This is a genomic window from Streptomyces sp. NPDC057438 (assembly GCF_042802995.1).
Taxonomy (GTDB): domain Bacteria; phylum Actinomycetota; class Actinomycetes; order Streptomycetales; family Streptomycetaceae; genus Streptomyces.
In genome coordinates, this window is sequence record NZ_JBHVDD010000097.1 from 13564 (window position 1) to 33383 (window position 19820).

At 70.0% G+C, this 19820-nt stretch carries 17 protein-coding genes; 6 read left to right on the forward strand and 11 right to left on the reverse strand.

Annotated features, from left to right (window positions below; all coding sequences use genetic code 11):
- Positions 1-3 precede the first annotated feature (3 nt).
- From ACFU5F_RS35755 to ACFU5F_RS35770, 4 genes are all read left to right on the forward strand, one after another.
- The gene (locus ACFU5F_RS35755; protein WP_383896664.1) at positions 4-1185 is read left to right on the forward strand and encodes a hypothetical protein; all 1182 of its coding nucleotides are present in this window, start codon (positions 4-6) and stop codon (positions 1183-1185) included.
- Positions 1182-2141 (forward strand): zinc ABC transporter substrate-binding protein AztC, encoded by a 960-nt coding sequence (gene aztC / locus ACFU5F_RS35760; RefSeq protein ID WP_383896666.1) that lies wholly within the window; start codon positions 1182-1184, stop codon positions 2139-2141. The genes ACFU5F_RS35755 and aztC overlap by 4 nt, the downstream gene beginning before the upstream one ends.
- Before the next feature lie 105 nt (positions 2142-2246).
- On the forward strand, positions 2247-3446 hold the full coding sequence (gene aztD / locus ACFU5F_RS35765) for a zinc metallochaperone AztD (RefSeq protein WP_383896668.1): 1200 nt from the start codon (positions 2247-2249) through the stop codon (positions 3444-3446).
- A gap of 13 nt (positions 3447-3459) precedes the next feature.
- Positions 3460-3621 (forward strand): hypothetical protein, encoded by a 162-nt coding sequence (locus ACFU5F_RS35770; protein ID WP_383896671.1) that lies wholly within the window; start codon positions 3460-3462, stop codon positions 3619-3621.
- A 217-nt stretch (positions 3622-3838) separates the two neighbouring features.
- On the opposite strand, the gene ACFU5F_RS35775 is transcribed toward ACFU5F_RS35770, so the two are convergent.
- The 5 genes from ACFU5F_RS35775 to ACFU5F_RS35795 form a co-directional block, all read right to left on the reverse strand.
- The gene (locus tag ACFU5F_RS35775) at positions 3839-4549 is read right to left on the reverse strand and encodes a cation transporter (protein ID WP_383896673.1); all 711 of its coding nucleotides are present in this window, start codon (positions 4547-4549) and stop codon (positions 3839-3841) included.
- Positions 4549-4884, reverse strand: coding sequence for an ArsR/SmtB family transcription factor (locus ACFU5F_RS35780; RefSeq protein ID WP_383896676.1), 336 nt, complete (start codon positions 4882-4884; stop codon positions 4549-4551). Before ACFU5F_RS35780 ends, ACFU5F_RS35775 begins: the two co-directional genes overlap by 1 nt.
- Positions 4885-5940: 1056 nt before the next feature.
- Positions 5941-7113 (reverse strand): ROK family protein, encoded by a 1173-nt coding sequence (locus ACFU5F_RS35785; protein WP_383896679.1) that lies wholly within the window; start codon positions 7111-7113, stop codon positions 5941-5943.
- Between the two features lie 120 nt (positions 7114-7233).
- Positions 7234-8313: a phosphotransferase gene (locus ACFU5F_RS35790; RefSeq protein WP_383896680.1), complete on the reverse strand. Its 1080-nt coding sequence runs from the start codon at positions 8311-8313 to the stop codon at positions 7234-7236.
- A gap of 27 nt (positions 8314-8340) precedes the next feature.
- The gene (locus tag ACFU5F_RS35795) at positions 8341-9690 is read right to left on the reverse strand and encodes an aspartate aminotransferase family protein (protein WP_383896683.1); all 1350 of its coding nucleotides are present in this window, start codon (positions 9688-9690) and stop codon (positions 8341-8343) included.
- A gap of 456 nt (positions 9691-10146) precedes the next feature.
- On the opposite strand from ACFU5F_RS35795, the gene ACFU5F_RS35800 reads away from it, so the two are divergent.
- Both ACFU5F_RS35800 and ACFU5F_RS35805 read left to right on the forward strand, forming a co-directional pair.
- Positions 10147-11241 (forward strand): extracellular solute-binding protein, encoded by a 1095-nt coding sequence (locus ACFU5F_RS35800; RefSeq protein ID WP_383896686.1) that lies wholly within the window; start codon positions 10147-10149, stop codon positions 11239-11241.
- 82 nt (positions 11242-11323) lie between these two features.
- The gene (locus tag ACFU5F_RS35805; RefSeq protein WP_383896689.1) at positions 11324-14149 is read left to right on the forward strand and encodes a SpoIIE family protein phosphatase; all 2826 of its coding nucleotides are present in this window, start codon (positions 11324-11326) and stop codon (positions 14147-14149) included.
- 73 nt (positions 14150-14222) lie between these two features.
- Here the strand turns inward: ACFU5F_RS35805 and ACFU5F_RS35810 are convergent, their stop codons facing one another.
- The 6 genes from ACFU5F_RS35810 to ACFU5F_RS35835 all read right to left on the reverse strand — a co-directional run.
- Positions 14223-14957 carry an SDR family NAD(P)-dependent oxidoreductase gene (locus tag ACFU5F_RS35810; RefSeq protein WP_383896692.1) on the reverse strand — a complete coding sequence of 245 codons (735 nt, stop codon included), beginning with the start codon at positions 14955-14957 and terminating at the stop codon, positions 14223-14225.
- Between the two features lie 143 nt (positions 14958-15100).
- Positions 15101-16513: an aspartate ammonia-lyase gene (aspA, locus tag ACFU5F_RS35815; protein ID WP_383896695.1), complete on the reverse strand. Its 1413-nt coding sequence runs from the start codon at positions 16511-16513 to the stop codon at positions 15101-15103.
- A gap of 101 nt (positions 16514-16614) precedes the next feature.
- A complete protein-coding gene (locus ACFU5F_RS35820) occupies positions 16615-17898 on the reverse strand; it encodes an NAD(P)/FAD-dependent oxidoreductase (protein WP_383896698.1) in 1284 nt (427 codons plus the stop codon).
- A 49-nt stretch (positions 17899-17947) separates the two neighbouring features.
- Entirely contained in the window at positions 17948-18613 is a 666-nt protein-coding gene (locus ACFU5F_RS35825; protein ID WP_383896701.1) for a haloacid dehalogenase type II, read from the reverse strand.
- A 44-nt stretch (positions 18614-18657) separates the two neighbouring features.
- Complete coding sequence (locus ACFU5F_RS35830; protein WP_383896704.1) at positions 18658-19596, reverse strand: aldo/keto reductase; 939 nt, start codon at positions 19594-19596, stop codon at positions 18658-18660.
- A partial coding sequence (locus tag ACFU5F_RS35835; RefSeq protein WP_383896707.1) for an aldehyde dehydrogenase family protein occupies positions 19593-19820 on the reverse strand: 228 nt, incomplete at its 5' end. The genes ACFU5F_RS35830 and ACFU5F_RS35835, both read right to left, overlap by 4 nt.

The following is a 19820-nucleotide window of genomic DNA, read 5'->3' on the forward strand; positions in this document are numbered from 1 at the left end:
GCGATGTCCCTGCTCACCACGGGTTGCGCGAGCCACGACGACACCGCGTCCGCTCCGCGGGCCACCGCCTCGGGCTCCGCTCCGCACGGATACGTCGAGGGGGCCCAGGAGAAGGCCGAGCAGCAGTCACGGCTGCTGCTGAACGACCCGGCCACCGGCGGCACCCGGGTCCTCGATCTGATCACCGGCAAGACGCACGAGGTGTCCCGCACGACGGGGACCACCGGACTCACCACCGACGGCCGCTTCGGCTACTTCCACACCACGGACGGCACGCGCGTCCTGGACGGCGGCGCCTGGATGGTGGACCACGGCGACCACGTCCACTACTACCGCGCGGCGATACGTGAGGTGGGCCGGGTGCCCGGAGGACCGGGCACCCGCGTCCGCAGCGATGCAGCCGTCACCGCGGTGACCGACGAGGACGGCCGCGCCAGGATCTACCGCCGGGCCGGCTTGGAGAAGGGCGAGGTAGGCGCCGCCCGCGTGCTTGCCGGGACGCACACGGGAGCCGTCGTGCCGTACGCGGAGCACCTGCTCGGCGTCACGGAGCACGGGAAGGTCGCGGTGTACGACCGCGAGGGCGAGCGGGCCGCGTCGCTGGACGCCCGGTGCGAGGAGGCGCGGGGCGACGCCGTCACCCGACGCGGAGTCGTCCTCGGCTGCGCCGACGGCGCCCTGCTCGTCCGTGAGGACGACGGCATCTTCACCGCCGAGGAAATCCCCTACGGCAGCGACGTACCCGAAGCGGAACGGGCCACGGCCTTCCGGCACCGGCCAGGCAGCGCCACGCTCACGGCACCGGCCGGAAAGCGGGCCGTGTGGGTCCTGGACGTCAGCGAGCGCACATGGACACGGGTGAAGACCGGCACCGTCGTCTCCGCCAACACCGCCGGCGAGGGCTCCGTCCTGATCGTCCTGGAAACCGACGGAGCACTCCACGGCTACGACATCGCCACCGGCAAGCAGGTCTCCGGAACGAAGCGGCTTCTGACAGGCGCCCCCGACGCCGACCGCGAGGGCAGCGATGCGGGACCGGTCATCGAGGTCGACCGCAGCCGCGCCTACCTCAACAACCCAAAGGGCAAACGCGTGTACGAGATCGACTACAACGACAACCTGCGCATCGCGCGCACCTTCGCCCTGGACATCGAGCCGGTCCTGATGGTGGAGACCGGACGATGACCACACGGACGCGAGGGACGCGGCGACTGCACGTCCTCCCGCTGGTCCTGCTCACCCTCGCCCTTGCCGGCGCGGGCACCGGCTGTGCGAGCAGCGACGACCGGCCCCGAGTGGTCGTGACGACCAACATCCTGGGCGACATCACGCGGGAGATCGTCGGCGACGAGGCCGACGTCACCGTACTGATGAAGCCGAACGCCGACCCGCACTCCTTCGGCCTGTCGGCCGTGCAGGCGGCCGAGTTGGAGCGCGCGGACCTGGTGGTCTTCAACGGGCTGGGTCTGGAGGAGAACGTACTGCGGCACGTGGACGCCGCCCGCGAGGCAGGGGCGCCCACCTTCGAGGCCGGCAAGGCGGTCGACCCCATGACCTTCCAGGCGCATGACGACGGCGGCCCCGAGGAGGAGGCCGGGCAGCCCGATCCGCACTTCTGGACCGACCCCGACCGCGTGCGCAAGACCGTCGATCTGATCGCCGACCAGGTTGTCGAGCACGTGGACGGCGTGGACGAAAAGGTGATCCGCGCCAACGCCGACCGCTACGACGGCCGACTCGCCGACCTGACGGCCTGGATGGAGAAGTCCTTCGGCCGCATACCCGAGAAGCGGCGGGCGTTGGTGACCAACCACCACGTCTTCGGGTACCTCGCCGATCGCTTCGGCTTCCGGGTGATCGGCGCGGTGATCCCGAGCGGCACGACGCTGGCCTCGCCCAGCTCCTCCGACCTGCGCTCGCTCACCGAGGCGATGCGGAAAACAGGTGTCCAGACCGTGTTCGCGGACTCCTCCCAGCCCACGCGCCTGGCCGAGGTCCTGCGCACCGAACTGGGCGGCCGGGTACGCGTCGTCGAGCTCTACTCCGAGTCCCTGACAGAGAAGGGCAAGGGCGCCGGCACCTACCTGCAGATGATGCGTGCCAACACCACCGCCATGACCGACGGCCTGACCGGCACCTGAGTCGGCGCCCCTGACCTGCGCACCGGCCGACCACGGGCCATCGCGCACCCTCGCCCCCAACCCCACCCCTCGCCGTGCTCGCGCGGCACTGAAAGGAACACACCGGTGAACAAGCCGATACGCAACCGAGCTCTCACGGGCACGGCCCTCGCCCTGGCGGCTTCCGCGGTCCTGTCCGCCTGCGGAGGTGAGGACACCCCCTCGTCCGACACGAAGGCCAAGGCGGCGCCGCACACGAAGGCCGTTGCGGTCAAGGACCCGGTGGTCGCCACGTTCGACGGCGGACTGTACGTCCTGGACGGCGAAAGCCTGAAGCTGGCGAAGACGATCGAGCTGCCGGGCTTCAACCGACTCAACCCCGCCGGCGACGACTCCCACGTCATGGTCTCCACCGACGCCGGCTTCCGCGTCCTGAACGCCACCGAGCAGACCCTCACCAGCGTCGCGTACAAGGGCGCCAAGCCCGGCCACGTCGTCCAGCACGCCGGCAGGACGGTGCTGTTCACCGACGGCACCGGCGAGGTCAACGTCTTCGACCCCGCCGACCTCAAGGGCGGCAAGAAGCCGGAAGGCCGCACCTACACCTCCGCCGAACCGCACCACGGCGTCGCCATCGAACTGACCAACGGCGAACTCCTCACCACCCTCGGCACCGAGGAGAAGCGCACCGGCGCCCTCGTCCTGGACAAGAACAACAAGGAGATCAAGCGCAACGAGAACTGCCCCGGCGTCCACGGCGAGGCCGCCGCCAAGGACGAGGCCATCGGCATCGGCTGCGAGGACGGCCTCCTGATCTACAAGGACGGCAAGTTCACCAAGGTCGACGCCCCCGACGACTACGGCCGCATCGGCAACCAGCGCGGCAGCGACACCTCGCCCATTCTCCTGGGCGACTACAAGACCGACCCGGAGGCCGAACTGGAACGGCCCACCCGCGTCTCCCTCATCAATACCGAGACCGCGAAACTGCGCCTGGTCGACCTGGGCACCAGCTACTCCTTCCGCTCGCTCGGCCGCGGACCCCGCGGCGAGGCCCTCGTCCTCGGCACCAACGGCAGCCTCCACGTCATCGACCCCGAAACGGGCAAGGTGGACAAGGAGATCCCCGTCGTCGACGAGTGGCAGGAGCCGCTGGACTGGCAGCAGCCCCGGCCCACCCTCTTCGTCCGCGACGACACCGCGTACGTCTCCGAGCCGGGCAAGCGCCAACTGCACGCCGTCGACATCGAATCGGGCAAGAAGGTCACCTCTGTGACCCTGCCGAAGGGCACCAACGAACTCGCAGGTGTCGTCGCGGGCCACTGATCCTCCGACCTCGGTGAGGCCGTCCCACACCGCGCACGGGCTTCTCGTCGCCGCGCTGGTGCACCGCGGTCTCCCCGAGGGGGGTCCGGGCGGACCCGCCACCTGGGGCTCGTCCGGGCAGCGCGGCCACCGGGTCGAACTCCTGTTGGTGCCCCTGTTCCCCTTCGGCGGGTGAGGAGATGGCCGGGGTGCATCGGCCACGCGCTCGGCGAACAGCGCGTCGGATTCCGAGACCCGCAGCGGCTGCTCGGTGGCGGGCAGCGTGCAGGACTGCGGTTCCCACGTCGTCATGGTGACCGCTCCCGTTGTCGTGTCGCGCCCGGGACGGGCGGACACATCCTTGACGGTGAACCTGCACGCGGGTCCGGTTGCGGGTCCGGCTCCGGATTCACTCAGCAGCAGTCGCAGCCCGGCCGGCAGCCGCACGCATCGGCTTGGGCACCGGCTTTCGGTGCCGCCGCGGCTGAGGACGGTGCGCAGCAGCCCTTGCCCTGCCAGGCGTCGCGGCCTTCCTTGACGGCGATGGCCGCGATGACGAGGGCGGCGATCGGATCGGCCCAGGACCAGTTGAGAGTGGCGTTGAGGATGAGGCCAGCCAGAAGCACGGCGGACAGGTACGTGCACAGCAGGGTCTGTTTGGAGTCGGCGACCGCGGATGCGGAGCCGAGTTCGCGGCCGGCCTTGCGCTGGGCTGCGGACAGGAAGGGCATGACCGCCAATGACAGTGCGGCGAGCACGATGCCGGGGATGGACCGTTCGGCTTCGGCGGTGCCGGTCAGGGCGCGGACGGCGTCGAGGGTGACGTAGGCGGCGAGGGCGAAGAACGAGATCGCGATGATCCGCAGGGTGCGCTGCTCGCGCGCTTCCCGTACGGCGTGGTCGGTTGCGGAGAACTGCCAGGCGACGGCGGTGGCGGAGGAGACCTCGATGACGGAGTCCAGACCGAAGCCGATCAGGGCGGTGGAGGAGGCGAGGGTGCCGGCGGTGATGGCGACACTCGCTTCGATGACGTTGTAGGTGATCGTGGCGGCCGCCAGCAGCCGTATGCGCTGGGCGAGGACGTCGCGTCGGGACGGTGTGGGGCCCAGGGATGTCGCGGCCATCAGCAGCAGCCCTGGTCGTCGGCGTCGACGCAGGTGCGCTCGCTCTCCACGGCCACCACGGCGGTGCGCAGGTCGTCCAGGGCGTGACCGAGGCGGTCGTCGGCGAGTTCGTAGCGGGTGCGGCGCCCGTCCGGGACGGTGACGACCAGCCCGCAGTCCCGCAGGCATGCCAGGTGGTTCGACAGGCGGGTACGGGAGACGCCGAAGGCGTCAGCGAGGTCTGCCGGATAGGCGGGGGCCTGGCGCAGGGCGAGCAGGATCTGGCAGCGAATCGGGTCGGCGAGCGCGCGGCCGAAGCGGGCCAGCACGTCGATGTCGGAGGCAACGGTCAGCACACCCATGACAGTACACAAATACCTGAATTCAGGACAGCGTGCACTGTTCGAGGCCGGACTTTCGGCCCACTTCGCGGCAGCTCCCGTGCGGCGACCCCACTGATGGAGAGTTCACCTACCGGGTAGATCAAGTTAGGGTGCCCTAAGTGTAGTGACCGGGTCCCCATGCCCCTTATGGCACGCAGGGGTTCGAACCACCCTCTCTCGGATGACAGGACCTCCCGTGCGTACGCCCCCCTCAGGGCATCGCCACCGACGTCGAGGGCGTGCTCCTCGACCCGCGCGAGCGCTGCCTGATCGGCGTCGACACCCACCTGAAGTAATGAGCGTCATGTCTCGCCGGTACCGAGGCCCGCCCGTCCCGGTGGCCCGCGGGCCTCGGCCGCCTCGCCGCCGGGACCGCGGTGCGGCAGCAACTGGGGCTCGACGAGGGGCCGTTCACGCATCCCGCGCACTCACCGGGCCGGCTTCCGCGAGGCGGCGCGGGCACCTCCTGGGTATCAGGTGAGGCGGTACTGCCCCAGGGGACGAGCGCCTTCGCGGTCTCCGTCACGCTGATGGTCGGGACGCTCGTCGTCACCATCGCCGTCGCCGCGCCGGCCAGCGCCCGCACTCTGCACCTCGGCTCCCGGCGACGACTGCACCAGGCGCCATCACCCATCGCAGTCGCCGTTCCTGTCGTGGTGGCCAAGTTCCTGGTCGCCTCACTCCTCGCCACCGTCTGCGGGGTGTTGCTGGGCTGGTTCCCCTCCAGCGGACGAGACGGACCAGCGTCCACGGTGCTGCCCGCACTCGCCCTCGGTGTCCCCTCCGGGGCGATGATCGGCGGCCTGCTCGACCAGTCGCCGCCCGCAGCCTTGAACGAACCGTGGGCCCGGACCTGGCACGCCTACGGCTTCGCATCCCGCCACGTCGCCCGGCACACGCCGGCCGGGGTGCTCCCGCAACTCCTGCCGAGCGGCGTACCCGCCGATCCCGTAGCCCGGTCGACGGCCGTCGCGACCTTTCCGGGGTGCCCAAGGCGTTCATGGCCACGCCGCACCGCGGCTCTTCCGATCAGAACGCCGGCGCAGCCTGTTCCTGCCGCGGCCCCTGAGCGCGTGCCTTGAGCAGTGCGTCCTGCAGGCGGTCGTGGGTCATGGCCAGGCAGGCGTGCACCGCGCCGCGCGCTACCGAGAGCCCCAGCACCTGGGAGACGGTCGTGATCCGGGGCACGGCCGGCAAGCTGTGTTCGAGTCGCTTGCGCACTTCGGGGAGCACCTCCTCCACCAAAGGGCGCAACCGGCCGACGAAGTAGACGGATTCGGGATCGAGTGTCACGGCGACGATACTCACGGCGGTCGTGACCGCCGTCGTGAATGCCTTGAGTATCTCCGCACGGGCTCGATGGTCCTGAGACGTGAGCCACAGGTCCTCGACGCGCTCGGTGTCCAGCCCGTGTTCACGAGCGAGCTTCGCAAGCCCCGCAGTGCTCAGCATCCCGTTGAGGGTGCGGTCGTCGATACCCGAGAGGAGGGAACCGATGTCGCCGAACGCAGGGGTACGTCCCCGCGCCAGTTCCCGGTCCCTGCACGTGGCGAAGTTCACCGTGCTGCTGAGGCTGAACAGGGCAGCGTTGTGGATGCTCACGTCGTCCGTGAGCACCTGGAGCAGGGATGCGTTCGCGTCACTGTCGAAGGTCACTGGAGTGTCGAGGAGTTCTTCGAGGATTCGGTGGAGATCTCTGCCGGAGAAGATCTTCATCGGATCGGCAGGCCGAAAGACTTCGGCGCTGTCGCGGACATGGGCGGGCAGTGCCACGACGATCTGGCGGCGGGGCCCTCGTGCCGAGGCGCTGGTCCGTGCGATCAGGTCGGCCAGCCACCGGCCGCCCGCAGGGACGTCGCGGTGCTCGACCGTCGGGACGACCACGTTTCCGATCTCACGGCCGCGCAGGTCGGTCACCAGCACGCCAGTGGTCACGGCGCCGAGACTGACCCCCACGACATGTCCGGCCGTCTCGGGCACATCGAGGTACGTCGACGGACGGCCACGCCCGACGACGGCGTCGACTCCCCCGTCCACGACGAACCCATGAGAGCGCAGGTCTTCGACGGCCCGTGACACTGTCGCCTTGCTCAACCCCGTGAACTCGATGAGCTTGTTCCGGGTCAACGGCGCATGGGAGAGAACCACGTCAAGGACACGTGCCTTGTTGTAGTCCCGCGGTGTGGGGTTGATGCTGCTCACCTCATGACCTTAGCCAGACCGGACGCCGGCCGGACCAGTGGACTCGGTCGCCGGGGCGGTCCCGGCGAGTACGGCCGGGTCGGCCGTGTCGAAAGCCGACGTGTCGCCTCAGGGCGCCGCTCAGGGCGTGTCGTGGCGGGTGCTCAGCAAGCGGTCCACGACCTCCCGCATGGCGACGGACATGGCCCGGCCCACGTTGACCCAGTCGTCTCTTGCATGCTCGAGCAGATACTCGCGACGGTCCGGCACCCGCTCCGCGCGCCAATGGGTGACCAGCGCACGAAGTGTCAGCCGTGCGAGCGCGGCAACAGGCAGAAGCGGAAGTTCGGTGTCCTTGATCGGCCGTGCCCGCTCGTATCCCGCGACGAAGCTGCATGCCTCATGCCAGGGATCCCGCGGTGTCCGGCCGAGAAGGTTCGCGAGAGACACCGCGGGATCGAAGATCAAAGCACTGCGCATGCTGTCACCGAAGTCGATCACTCCGGTGACGAAGCTGTCCGTCCGCGGATCCACCAGGACGTTGTAGGGGCTGTAGTCACCGTGGATCACTTGGGTCTCGAGGTCACCCAGCCTCGGAACGATGGCCTCGTGGAAAAGGCGGAACACTTCCTGAGCCAGCCGACGGTGCGCGGCGTCGGGCGTGTACTCGATGAGCTCCCGCAACTGGTCGAAGTACCGAAGGTCCCACACGAGGCGCCGCTCCTCCGCCGGATGTCTGAACGACCGCAGAGCCATATCCACTCGCCCGAGCATCTGCCCGGCCTTGGCCAGCTGAGTGGGATCGGGGTTCGTCCGCGCCAGGACGGCACCTTCTACGAAGTCGAAGACGCGCAGGACTCGAACCCCGCCGTCTTCCGTCTCGATCGGTACGTTGTCGCTGCCTTCGGTGGTCTCCTTGACCCGCTGGGCGGGCAGATGGGGCGCTTCGGTTTCGAGATGGCGCATCACAGCCGTCTGCAGAGCCACGACGGCTACCGGCTCGTCGGGCGGGGAAATTTTGACGAGATGGTCGTCCGTGCCGGTCCGCAGGCGGAACGTGTCGTCCTTCTCGGTTGCCAGCCGCTCGAGATGTCCGCTCAGCCGGTAGTGGCGGGCGAGGAGGGCGTCCACCATGGTCGTCTCGATGGACTCGTGGGACGATGCCAGGCCGCTCTCGTCGAACAACTGCTGGGCGATACGTGCGGGGGGCGAGGCGTTCACCGTTCGGTCCCTTCGGTTCTCAGCCTGCTAGAGGCGAGTCTCGGCGATCTCCGCGAATGTCTCGAGGAATCGCGTCACGTCAGCCGAGTCGAAGGCCAACGGCGGTCGGATCTTGAGCACATTGACTGCTTCGCCGGTGCCGCTGATGAGGACGCGACGCTCGCGCATGTCGTTGATGACGTCGTCGGCGCGAACACGATCGGGCTCCAGTGACTCCCGGTCCTTCACGATGTCGACGCCCACGTACAGACCGCTGCCGCGCACCTCCGCGACGTGCGGAGACTCACGAGTGATCTCCTCGAGGCCGGCTCGAAGCGCCCTGCCGCTGTCGAGAACTCGCTGCTGCACGTCCTCCGCTTCGAAAACGTCCAGAACCGCGGCACCGGCGGCCACCGCGATCGAACTGCCCGCGAAGGTGTTGAAGTAACGAACAGTGCGCCCGAACTCGTCGCACACCTCGGGCCTGAACGCCACGCCGGAGATCGGCATGCCGTTGCCCATGGGCTTGCCCATCGTGACGATGTCCGGAAGCACCCCATGGCGGCTGAACCCCCACATCGACTCTCCGAGCCGGGCGAATCCCGACTGGACCTCGTCGGCGATGTACACGCCGCCCGCAGCGTGCACCTCCTCGACCATGTCACACAGGTAACCGACAGGGTCGGTGAAGAGGCCGTCGCTGGAGTGCGCGCAGTCGGTGATCAGCGCCGCAAGCCGGTAGCCGTGGCGCTCGAGGTCGTCGATCGCGCCGCGCACCTGGCTTCGCATGTGCTCGGGAAGCGATGAACCCGGCGGGACGATGCGCGGATCCGGAGCATCGATGACCCGCACATTCGGCCCGAGCGGTGACCCCGCTCCGAGCGTCGGCGAGAAGCTCGCAACCTCGCGAGTCAGACCGTGGTAAGCCCAGCGAGTCACGACGATTCCCTCGCCGCCCGTGTGGAAGCGAGCCACGCGCATGGCCAGGTCGTTCGCCTCCGACCCGCTGCACGCGAAGCTGACCCTCGAAAGCGCCTCGGGCATGGTCGCGAGAAGACGCTCGGCGTAGTCGACGAGTGACTCCTGCACATACCGCGTGTTGGTGTTGACCGCCGCCATCTGGCGGGACACGGCCTCGACGACGTGCGGGTGTGCGTGACCGACGCACGGCACGTTGTTGTAGGCGTCAAGGTAGTCGTTGCCCTCCGGGTCGAACAGGTGAGCGCCTCGACCGGAGACGAACTCGACCGGCTCCCGATAGTTCAGCGCGTAACCCGGGCCCAGCACGCCGATTCGCCGGTTGACGGTGGACCGCAGTCGCTCCGGCAGGCCACCGAGCGCGGCGGGGTCGAACCTGTTGGGGTAGTTGGCCAGCGCCCGGCTCAGCGTGGAAGTCATCAGCAGATCCCCTCCTTCGTGGCTCGCATCTCATCGTGGCCGCTTCGGCCGGCGGATGCTTTTTTGTTTCTGTTCCATCCTGAAACTTATCTCTTGCGTGCAGGCACGGCAACCCTTGTGACGGCGAAGAGTGCCCGATGCGGCCCGCAGGGGAATCGTGGTGGCCAAGGCGACCAGGGTGCTGCTCCTGACGGAAGCTGGTCGCCGCGGGCGACGGCCACCATCGGCGGGCCCACGTCCGGGGCTGCTTGTGCGGGGGAGGGCCGGGGCCGCCGCGGCGTTGCGCGGGCAATGTCACGGCCATAGGGATGTGACGTCGATGGCCGTAGCATGACGTGACTGGTCACACATCGCCCCGGCCGACTCATGATCCGCTCGCGTCACAGTCGCGAACGTCGGCGGCCGCCCTCAGCCCCATCCCATGGGCACCGCACCCGGCTTCGCAGGAGGCACACGGTGAAGGACGTCGGAATCGACCGAAGAACGTTCCTCCGGGGCGTCGGCGCCGTCACGGCGGGTGCCGCCGCCGTGACGTCCACCGCGTGCGGGCCCCCCGCCGCCCGGAACTCCGGCGGATCCGGAAACAGCAGGACAGTCGTCGTCCGGGACATCGGCGGCGCCTACGGCGAGGCGCACCGCAAGGCGGTGTACGAGCCGTTCGGCAAGGAGACCGGTGTCCGGGTCGACGTGGTCCACGTCCCGACGTACGCGGAGATCCTCTCCCAGATCCGGGAGGGCCCCCGGTTCGACCTCATCGACATCGACATGAGCGCGCTGGCCCTCTTCGAGAAGGACGACGCCACCCAGGAACTCGACCACGACCGGCTGAGGAACGCCCGGAACGCCGGTATCGCCCAGTCCCTGCTCACCTCCCACGGCGTCGGCAAGAACTACTGGGCCAGCGTCATGGCGTACCGCACCGACAGCTTCCAAGGGAGGGTGCCGGAGACCTGGGCCGACTTCTGGGACACCAAGGGTTTCCCGGGCAGCCGTGCCCTGCAGAGCCCGGAGGCGGGCCCGCCCGAGTTGGAGTTCGCCCTCCTCGCCGACGGTGTGGCGGCCGACAGGCTCTACCCCCTCGACGTCGACCGCGCCTTCGCGGCCCTGGACGAGATCAAGGGCGCCGTCCGCCGGTTCTGGGGCGACGGCTCCACGCCGGGGCTGCTTCTGGAACGCCAACGGGTCGCTGCCACCTCGGTCTGGCACGGCCGCCCGAACCACCTCATCCAGCGAGGTGCCCCGCTCGCCTACCAGTGGAACGGCGCCCGCCGGCAGAGCAACGGCTACGGCATCCCCCGCGGCGCCCGGCACCCGGACGCCGCCTACCGGCTCATCGACTTCGCCCTGCGCCCCGAGGTGCAGGCCGCCGTCGCCGAGCTCTACCCCATGGGCCCGGTGGTGCCGACCGCGTACAAGTACCTGCCCAGGGCCGCCGCGGATCTGGCCAGCTCCCCCGAGCACCTCTACACCGGTTTCGACCTGGACATCGGCTGGTGGGTCGAGAACAAGGAAGCCGTGATCAAGCGCTGGCAGGAGTGGGTGCGGTCCTGAGGACACGGCACAGGGACGGGTCGGCACCGTCTCTCGGCACCGCCGGCTCCCCGCCGGGCACCGGGAAGGACATCCCGTGGACATGACCAGCATCTTCGACCGGTCGACCGGCCGGCCCGGCGGTCGTCGTTCCGGTGCGGCGGCTGCCGCGCCCCCGCGCGAGGACCCGAACCGGTCACGCAGGTCGCCCGCCCGGCCGCCCGGGACCCGTGCGCGTTCCGTGCTGAGCGCGCGCAGCGTCGCGGGTCAGGTGTTCCTGTGGCAGCTGGTGCTGGTGATCCTGTTCGCGGCCGCGGCGGGCGTGGCGCTCGTCCTCCAGGCCCGCACGTCTGGCACGGAGGAGGCCCGCAGGGTGTCACTGGGCGTCGCCCAGGCCTTCGCGCGGGCCCCGGGCACGGTCGAGGCCATGAAGTCCGCGGACCCCACCGCCGTACTGCAGCCGCGGGCGGAGGAGACCCGTGAGCTGACCGGTGTCGACTTCGTCGTCGCCATCGATCCGCGCGGCTACCGTTGGACACACCCCGACCCGAGCCTGATCGGGGAACACGTCTTCGCCCTGCGCAAGGAGGCGGCCGCCGGCCGGCCCTTCACCCAGGACATCGAGGGCAGCCTCGGGCTCGCCGTGGAGTCCACGGTTCCCGTCTTCGACACCGGAGGACGGAAGATCGTCGGCCTGGTGTCGGTCGGGGTCACGGTCAAGAACGTCAACTCCGTGGTCCAACGTCAGATGCCGATCCTGCTCGGGTCCGTCGCAGGTGCGCTGGCTCTCGTCACCGGCGGCAGCGCCCTGGTGTCGCGGCGGCTGCGCCGACAGACCCACGGACTGGGACCGGGCGAGATGACCAGGATGTACGAGCACCACGACGCGGTGCTGCACGCGGTGCGGGAGGGAGTGCTGATCATCGACGGTGACGGGCGGCTGCTCCTCGCCAACGACGAGGCACGGCGCCTGCTGGACCTGCCCACGGACGCGGAGCAGCGCCAGATCACCGCTCTGGGCCTGGAAGCGGGCACCGCCGCTCTGCTGGCCTCCGGCCGGGTGGTCACCGACGAGGTCCACCTGGCCGGCGACCATCTGCTGGCGGTCAACCTCCGGCCCGTCGACCCGGAAGGCGGCGTACGGGGCCATGTGGCCACCCTGCGGGACACCACGGAACTCCAGGCCCTGGCGGGCCGGGCGGCCATGGCCGGGAAGCGGCTGCGGATGCTGTACGAGGCCGGGGTGCGGATCGGCACCACGTTGGACGTGGTGCGCACCACCGAGGAGCTGGCCGAGGTGGCGGTCCCCGGGTTCGCCGACGCGGCCACGGTCGACCTCCAGGATCCGGTGCTGGAGGGTGAGGAGCCGGTCGGACCGAGTCCCCAGCTGCGTCGCACGGCCCTGCACAGCGCCAAGGGGTCGTCCTGGCCTCTCTTCCCCGTCGGGGACCTCATCCGCTTCGCCCCCGAGAACCCGGTGGCCGTCAGCGCCCAGCAGGGCCGGCCCGTCCTCGACGCCGACCTGACCGCGTCCTACGACTGGCGCGTCCAGGATCCCGAACGGGCCCGGCGCATCCTGGACTCCGGACTCCACTCCTTGATCACCGTGCCGCTCCAGGCCCGTGGTGTCGTGCTGGGCCTGGTCAATTTCTGGCGCGCTGAGCAGGACGCCTTCGACGAGGAGGACCTGGCCTTCGCCGAGGAACTGGCCGCCCGGGCCGCGGTCGCCATCGACAACGCGCGCCGCTACACGCGCGAGCACGCCTTGGCGGTGGCCCTGCAGCGCAGCCTCCTGCCGCGTTCCCTGCCCGAGCAGTCCGCCGTCGAGGTCGCGTACCGCTATCTGCCCGCCCGGGCCGGTGTGGGCGGCGACTGGTTCGACGTCATCCCCCTGCCCGGGGCGCGGGTGGCGCTGGTGGTGGGCGACGTGGTGGGCCACGGTCTGCACGCCGCGGCCACCATGGGCCGGCTGCGCACCGCGGTGCGCACGTTCTCGTCCCTCGACCTGGCCGCGGACGAACTGATCAGACGTCTCGACGAGCTGGTCACCCGGGTCGACGGCGAGGAGAGCCGCGACGGCGAGGGAATCACGGGAGCGACCTGCCTGTACGCCGTCTACGACCCGGTTGCCGGGCGGTGCTCCCTGGCCCGGTCCGGGCATCTGGAACCGGCCCTGGTGCGCCCCGACGGCACGGTCGAGCGGATGCCGGTACCGGTCTCACCGCCGCTGGGCCTCGGAGGCGGCCGGCCCTTCGAGAAGGCCGAGTACACCCTGCCCGAGGGCTCGCGGCTGGTCCTCTACACGGACGGGCTGATCGAGGACCGCGGCCGGGACATCGACACCGGTCTCGCGCTGCTGCACGACGCCCTGGCGGGGCCGGACCGGACACCGGAGGAGACCTGCCGGGCGGTGTTCGACGCCCTGCTGCCGGTGCGTCCGAGCGACGACATCGCCCTGCTCGTCGCCCGCTCCCGGCTGCTCGACCCGTCCCAGGTCGCCGACTGGGACATCCCCGCGGATCCCGCTGCCGTCGCCGGGATCCGGGCCCAGGTCACCCGCCGGCTGCAGGAGTGGGGGCTGGAGGAGTTCGCGTTCTCCACCGAGCTGGTGATCAGCGAGTTGGTCACCAACGCCATCCGCTACGGCAGTGACCCGAGGCGGCTGCGGGTCCTGCGCGACGGCGACAGCCTCATCTGCGAGGTGACTGACGGCAGCAGCACCTCTCCGCATCTGCGCCGAGCCGCCGACACCGACGAGGGCGGGCGGGGACTGTTCCTCGTGGCCCAGTTCACGCAGGGGTGGGGCACCCGCTACCTGGCCCGCGGGAAAGTGATCTGGACGGAGCAGTCGCTCCACGGCGACCTGCCCGAACCCGACGACGACCTGGCCGAGACGCTGCTGGACCAGTGGGACGACACGGGCTGGTGACGACGGTCCGCGCCGGGCCCGGGCTTGGGGGCGGGCCCGGCGCTCAGACAGTGGGCGCGGCCCGGTGCCAGGCTCAGAACGCGGTGTAGCCCCCGTCCACGGGCAGCACGGCGCCGGTGATGTAGGACGACTCCGGGGAGGCGAGGAAGAGGACTGCGTCGGCGACCTCCTCGGGCGTGGCGAGCCGGCGCATCGGTATGGAGTCCTCTCGGGTGCGCCGGTAGGCGGCGGGGTCGGGGCGCCGTTGGAACGACGCCTCGATGACCGGGGTCATGGTCAGACCGGGGGCGACGACGTTGACGCGGATGCCGCGGTCCGCCCATTCGACGGCGGCGCCCCGGGCCAGCGCGATCAGACCGCCCTTGGCGGCGGAGTACAGGGTCTGGTTCGGCATGCCCACCATCCCGAGGCGGGAGCTGACGCACACCATCGACGCGCCCCGCTCGGGGGCCAGCGGCATCAGGTGCTTCATGACGAGGAACGCGCTGAGGAGGTTGGCGTGGAGCACGTCGCGGGCGTCCTCGTAGGACGTCTCGGCGAGCGGGCCGGACCGCTGGAGGCCGTGGCAGAGGACGACCACTCCCACGTCACCCAGGTGCCCCCGCGCCCGAGCGGCGAGATCGGCGACGAACCGCTCGTCGTAGAGGTCCCCCGCCAGGTAGAGGTCGTCCGGGTGGCTCTCCGGCGGCTCGGGTCGCCGTCCGGTGAGCAGGAGGCGGGCGCCCTCGCGGCGGAAGTGGGAGGCGATCGCCTGCCCGATGCCGCTCGACGCTCCGGTGATCACGGCGTTGACGCCCTGCAGTCTCATACGCGTTCCTCGTCGGTCTGGGGAGAGCCGCGGTCGCGACCCGGTGGCGTCGTCGGACACCCGGTGGCGTCAGCGGCGGCATGGTGGCGTGGTCGGCCATCCGGTACCGGAGTCGGCGCCCCGGTGGCCGGAGCCGGCTGTCGTCAGGCCCGTACCTGCCCCCGGCCGGCGACGATCTCCGGGCGGAGCAGGTCGGCGAGGGTCTCGGCGGGCAACAGACCCTTCTCCAGCACGAGTTCGGCGACGCCCCGGCCGGTGGCGAGGGCTTCCTTGGCGATGTCGGTGGCCGCCGTGTACCCGATGTGCGGATTGAGGGCGGTGACCAGGCCGATGGAGTTCTCGACCGCCGCGCGCAGTTCGGCTTCGTTGGCGGTGATGCCGTCGACGCAGCGCTCGGCGAGGGTGAGGCAGGCGGCGCGCAGGTGCGTGAGGGATTCCGAGAGGGAGTGCAGGATGATCGGTTCGAAGGCGTTGAGCTGGAGCTGGCCCGCCTCGGCGGCCATGGTGATGGTGACGTCGTTGCCGATCACCTCGAAGGCGACCTGGTTGACGACCTCGGGGATGACGGGGTTGACCTTGCCCGGCATGATCGACGAACCGGCCTGCACCGGCGGCAGGTTGATCTCGTTGAGTCCCGCGCGCGGCCCGGACGACAGCAGCCGCAGATCGTTGCAGCTCTTGGAGAGCTTCACCGCGATCCGCTTGAGCACGCCCGACATCTGCACGAACGCGCCGCAGTCCTGCGTCGCCTCGACCAGATTGGCGGCCGTGACCAGCGGCAGCCCGGTGATGTCCGCGAGATGCCGGCGGGCCGACTCGGCGTATCCGGCGGGCGCGTTGAGGCCGGTGCCGATGGCCGTGGCACCCAGGTTGATCTCATGGATCAACTCGACCGCCTCGGAGAGTCGGGACCGGTCCTCCTCGATCATCACGGCATACGCGGAGAACTCCTGGCCGAGCGTCATGGGGACCGCGTCCTGCAACTGGGTACGGCCCATCTTGAGCACGTCGCGGAACTCGACCGCCTTGCGGGCGAACGAGTCCTGGAGGACGGCCATCGCCTTGAGCAGTCCCCGTACCGCGAACACCGTCGCGACCTTCACCGCGGTCGGGTAGACGTCGTTGGTGGACTGGCCGAGGTTGACGTCCTCGTTCGGGTGCAGGAACCGGTACTCGCCCTTGGCGTGGCCGAGGAGTTCCAGCGCCCGGTTGGCGACGACCTCGTTGGCGTTCATGTTCGTCGACGTGCCCGCGCCGCCCTGCACGACGTCGACCACGAACTGCTCGTGCAGCTTGCCGGAACGGATCTCCCGGCACGCGGCGATGATCGCCGCCGCCTTCCCCGCCTCCAGCAGGCCCAGTTCCTCGTTCGCGCGGGCGGCGGCCTCCTTGACCGCGGCCAGCGCCTCGATCAGATGCGGGTACGCGGAGATCGGCATGCCGGTGATCGGGAAGTTCTCCGTGGCGCGCAGGGTGTGGACACCCCAGTACGCGTCGGCGGGAACGTCCCGGTCGCCGAGCAGGTCGTGCTCGGTGCGGGTGACTGCGGCGGTCATGGGTGTACGGGCCTTCTCTCAGGGGGCGTCCAGGGGGTCGCGGGGGCCTCTCGCTTTGCCGCGGTCAAGGCCCCCGCGACGTCATCGGCGGCGGCGCCCGGTCAGAGCAGGCGGTCCTTCGCCTTGTAGTAGGCGCCGCCGAACGGCAGGAACCAGGGTGTGCCGTTGTAGAAGGGGACGGGCACCTTCGGGAAGCCGAAGCCGCGCATCGGGTTGGCCTCGGGATTGCCGTCCATCATCTCGGCGACCGCGCGGCCCATGTACGTGGCCATCTGGACGCCATGGCCGCAGTAACCCATGGAGTAGTACAGGCCGTTGACGTCGCCCGCGTGCGGGATGCGGTCCCAGGAGAAGCCGACCATGCCGCCCCACACGTAGTCGATGCGCACCCCCGCGAGCTGCGGGAAGATCTCCGTCATCTCCCGCTTGAGGATGTCACCGCTCTTGACGTCGGACGCCGGGTTGGAGGGGGCGAATCGGGCCCGGCCGCCGAAGGCGAGGCGGTTGTCCGGCGTGAGACGGATGTAGTTGCCGACATTCTTGTGGGCGACCAGCAGGCGGCCGTTGGGGATGAGCTCCTTGGCGCGCGCCTCCCCCAGCGGCTCGGTGACGATGATGAAGCTGCCGACGTTGATCAGCCGCTTGCGGAACCACGGCAGCGCATTGTCGGTGTAGGCATCCGTCGCCGCCATGACCTGCTTGGCACGGATGGTGCCGCGCATGGTCTCCACCACGAAGCCGCCGCCAGGGAGGCGGGTGAGGCCGGTGGCGGCGTTGCGCTCGTGGATCTCGGCACCGGCACGCTCGGCGGCGTCTGCCAGGCCGACGACGAACTTGCCCACGTGCAGGGCTGCGCCGAGCGGGTCGAGCAGGGCGCCATGGTAGTAGTCCGAGCCCAGCTCGGCGCGCAGCTCGCTCTTGCTCAGGACGACCGTCTCGTGGCCGAAGTTCTCGGCCAGGTCGCGCTGCTTGGCGTGCATGCCTTCGAGGTGCTTGGGCTTGCAGACCAGGCCGAGGCGCCCGGCACGGTGGAAGTCGCAGTCGATCTTCTCCTTGACCGCGATCTCCTCCACGAGGTCCACTGCGACGCGGAACGCGTCATAGAGCTCGCGAGCACGTTCCTGCCCGTAGCGCTGGCGGGCCTGGGCCGGGCTGATGGTGATGCCGGGGTTGCAGTGGCTGCCGTTGCGCCCGGAGGCACCCGAACCGACCTGGTCCTTCTCGACCAGGACGACCCGGGCACCCTTACGGGCGGCGTGGTAAGCGGTGGACAGGCCAGTGAGGCCGCCGCCGATCACCACCACGTCCGCCTCGTCGGGCAGGTCCTTCCCGGAACGGTCGGGCAGGGCGGGAGCTGTGTCCATCCAGTAGGGGATCTGCTTCATGGCGTGCGTCCTCTTGTCTTCTCGCTCTGTTTCGCCGGTGCGCCGTAGGTCAGCAGCCGAGGAGCTTCGGCAGGCCCGACAGGTCGGGCAGCTCGTCGTAGGGCTGGTAGTCGGAGCTGCCCAGGCGGCCGTAGCGGTTGATCCACACGCGGCGCTTCAGGCCGAGGTCGCGGGTCGGGATGTGGTCGTACTCCCAGCCCTGCGCGGTGTGGATGACCTGGGACGGCTCGACGCCCATCGTCTTGAAGGCGTACTCGAAGGTCTGGCGGTCGGGCTTGTAGGCGCCGGCCTGCTGGGCGGTGATGACGTAGTCGAACTCGACACCGATGTTCTCGACGTTCCGCGCGATGAGGTTGTCGTCGGTGTTGGAGATGATCGCGATCTCGTACTTCGTCTTCAGCGCGCGCAGCGCGTCCGGGACCTCAGGCCAGGGGCCGAAGGTGGGGACGGCCTCGACGAGGGCGTCGCCGTCGGACTCGCGGTACTCCAGGCCGTGCAGGCGCATGGCGTTGCGCAGGCTGGAGTGCAGGATCTCGTGGTAGGGGCGGTAGGCCTCCAGGACGGCCTGGAAGCGCATCACGCGGAAGTCGTCCAGGAACTCGTCGACGTCCAGGTTGTCCAGGTCCAGCCGGTCCTCGAGGACCTTCAGGGTCGTGGGGGCCAGCTCGAAGTTGATGAGGGTCGCGTAGGCGTCGAAGGTGACGATCTCTCGCATGGTTTCCAGCCTCGGGGTCGCGGGTTTTCGGAAGGGGTGGGACTTCAGACGACGCGTTCGCCGGGGGCGACGATCGCGTCCAGCTCGGCCAGGTCGGCCGCGCCGGGTATCCAGTCGGCCGCCGCCGCGTTGGCGGCGACCTGTTGCGGGGTCATGGCTCCGCAGATGACGGAGCCGACTGCGGGCAGGGCCGCCAGTGCGCCGACCGCGACCCGGAGGAGGGTCAGGCCGCGGTCGGCGCCGTATCGGGTCAGCGCCTCGGTCCTGTCGAGGGCCGGGTCCGTGAGCCAGCCCTGTCGCGAGGCCAGGCGGCTGCCGGCCGGGGGCTCCTCGCCGCGGCGGTACTTCCCGCTGAGCAGGCCGTTGGCCAGCGGGTAGTACGGCAGCAGGCCGAGGCCGTGGCGCAGGCAGGCAGGGACCAGATCCTGTTCCGCGCCGCGGTCGAGCAGGTGGTAGCGCTCCTGGGTGGACACGAAGGCGTCCGTGATCTGCTCGGCCGGGAGGTTGGAGCAGCCGAGGTACCGGATCTTGCCCTCGTCGACCAGTTCCCGGAGCGCGGCGACGGTCTCCTCCAGCGGTGTGACGCCGTCGGGTTCGTGGTACTGGTACAGGTCGATCCGGTCGGTGCCGAGCCGGCTGAGCGACGCCTCGACCGCGTACCGGATGTAGGGGCGGGCCCCGCGCGGACCGTAGAGGTCGGCTTCCCGGCTCATCTCCATGCCGAACTTGGTGGCCAGCACCACCTCGTCGCGGCGGCCCTTGAGCGCAGCCCCCAGGAGCCGCTCACCGTCGCCCCGGAGGCCGCCCCGATCGCCCCATCCGCCGTACATGTCGGCGGTGTCGAACAGGGTGATCCCGGCGTCGAGGGCGGCGTGGACGACGGCCTTCGTGCCGTCCTCGTCGAGGCGGCTGCCGAAGTTGTTGCCGCCCACGCCGACCACCGAGACGACGGGGCCGCGCTCTCCGAGCGAGCGGTATCTCATGACCGGTTCCCGAACCCGATGCAGACGTTCTTGGTCTGCAGATAGCTCGCCAGTCCTTCGAGGCCCTTCTCCCGGCCCCAGCCACTGTGCTTGTAGCCGCCGAAGGGGAGCTCGACGCCGGTGCCGACGCCGGTGGCGTTGACGTAGACCTGGCCGGCGCGGATGCCCTCGGCCAGACGCATCGCCTTGTCGATGTCGCGGGTCCATACGTAGGAGGCGAGGCC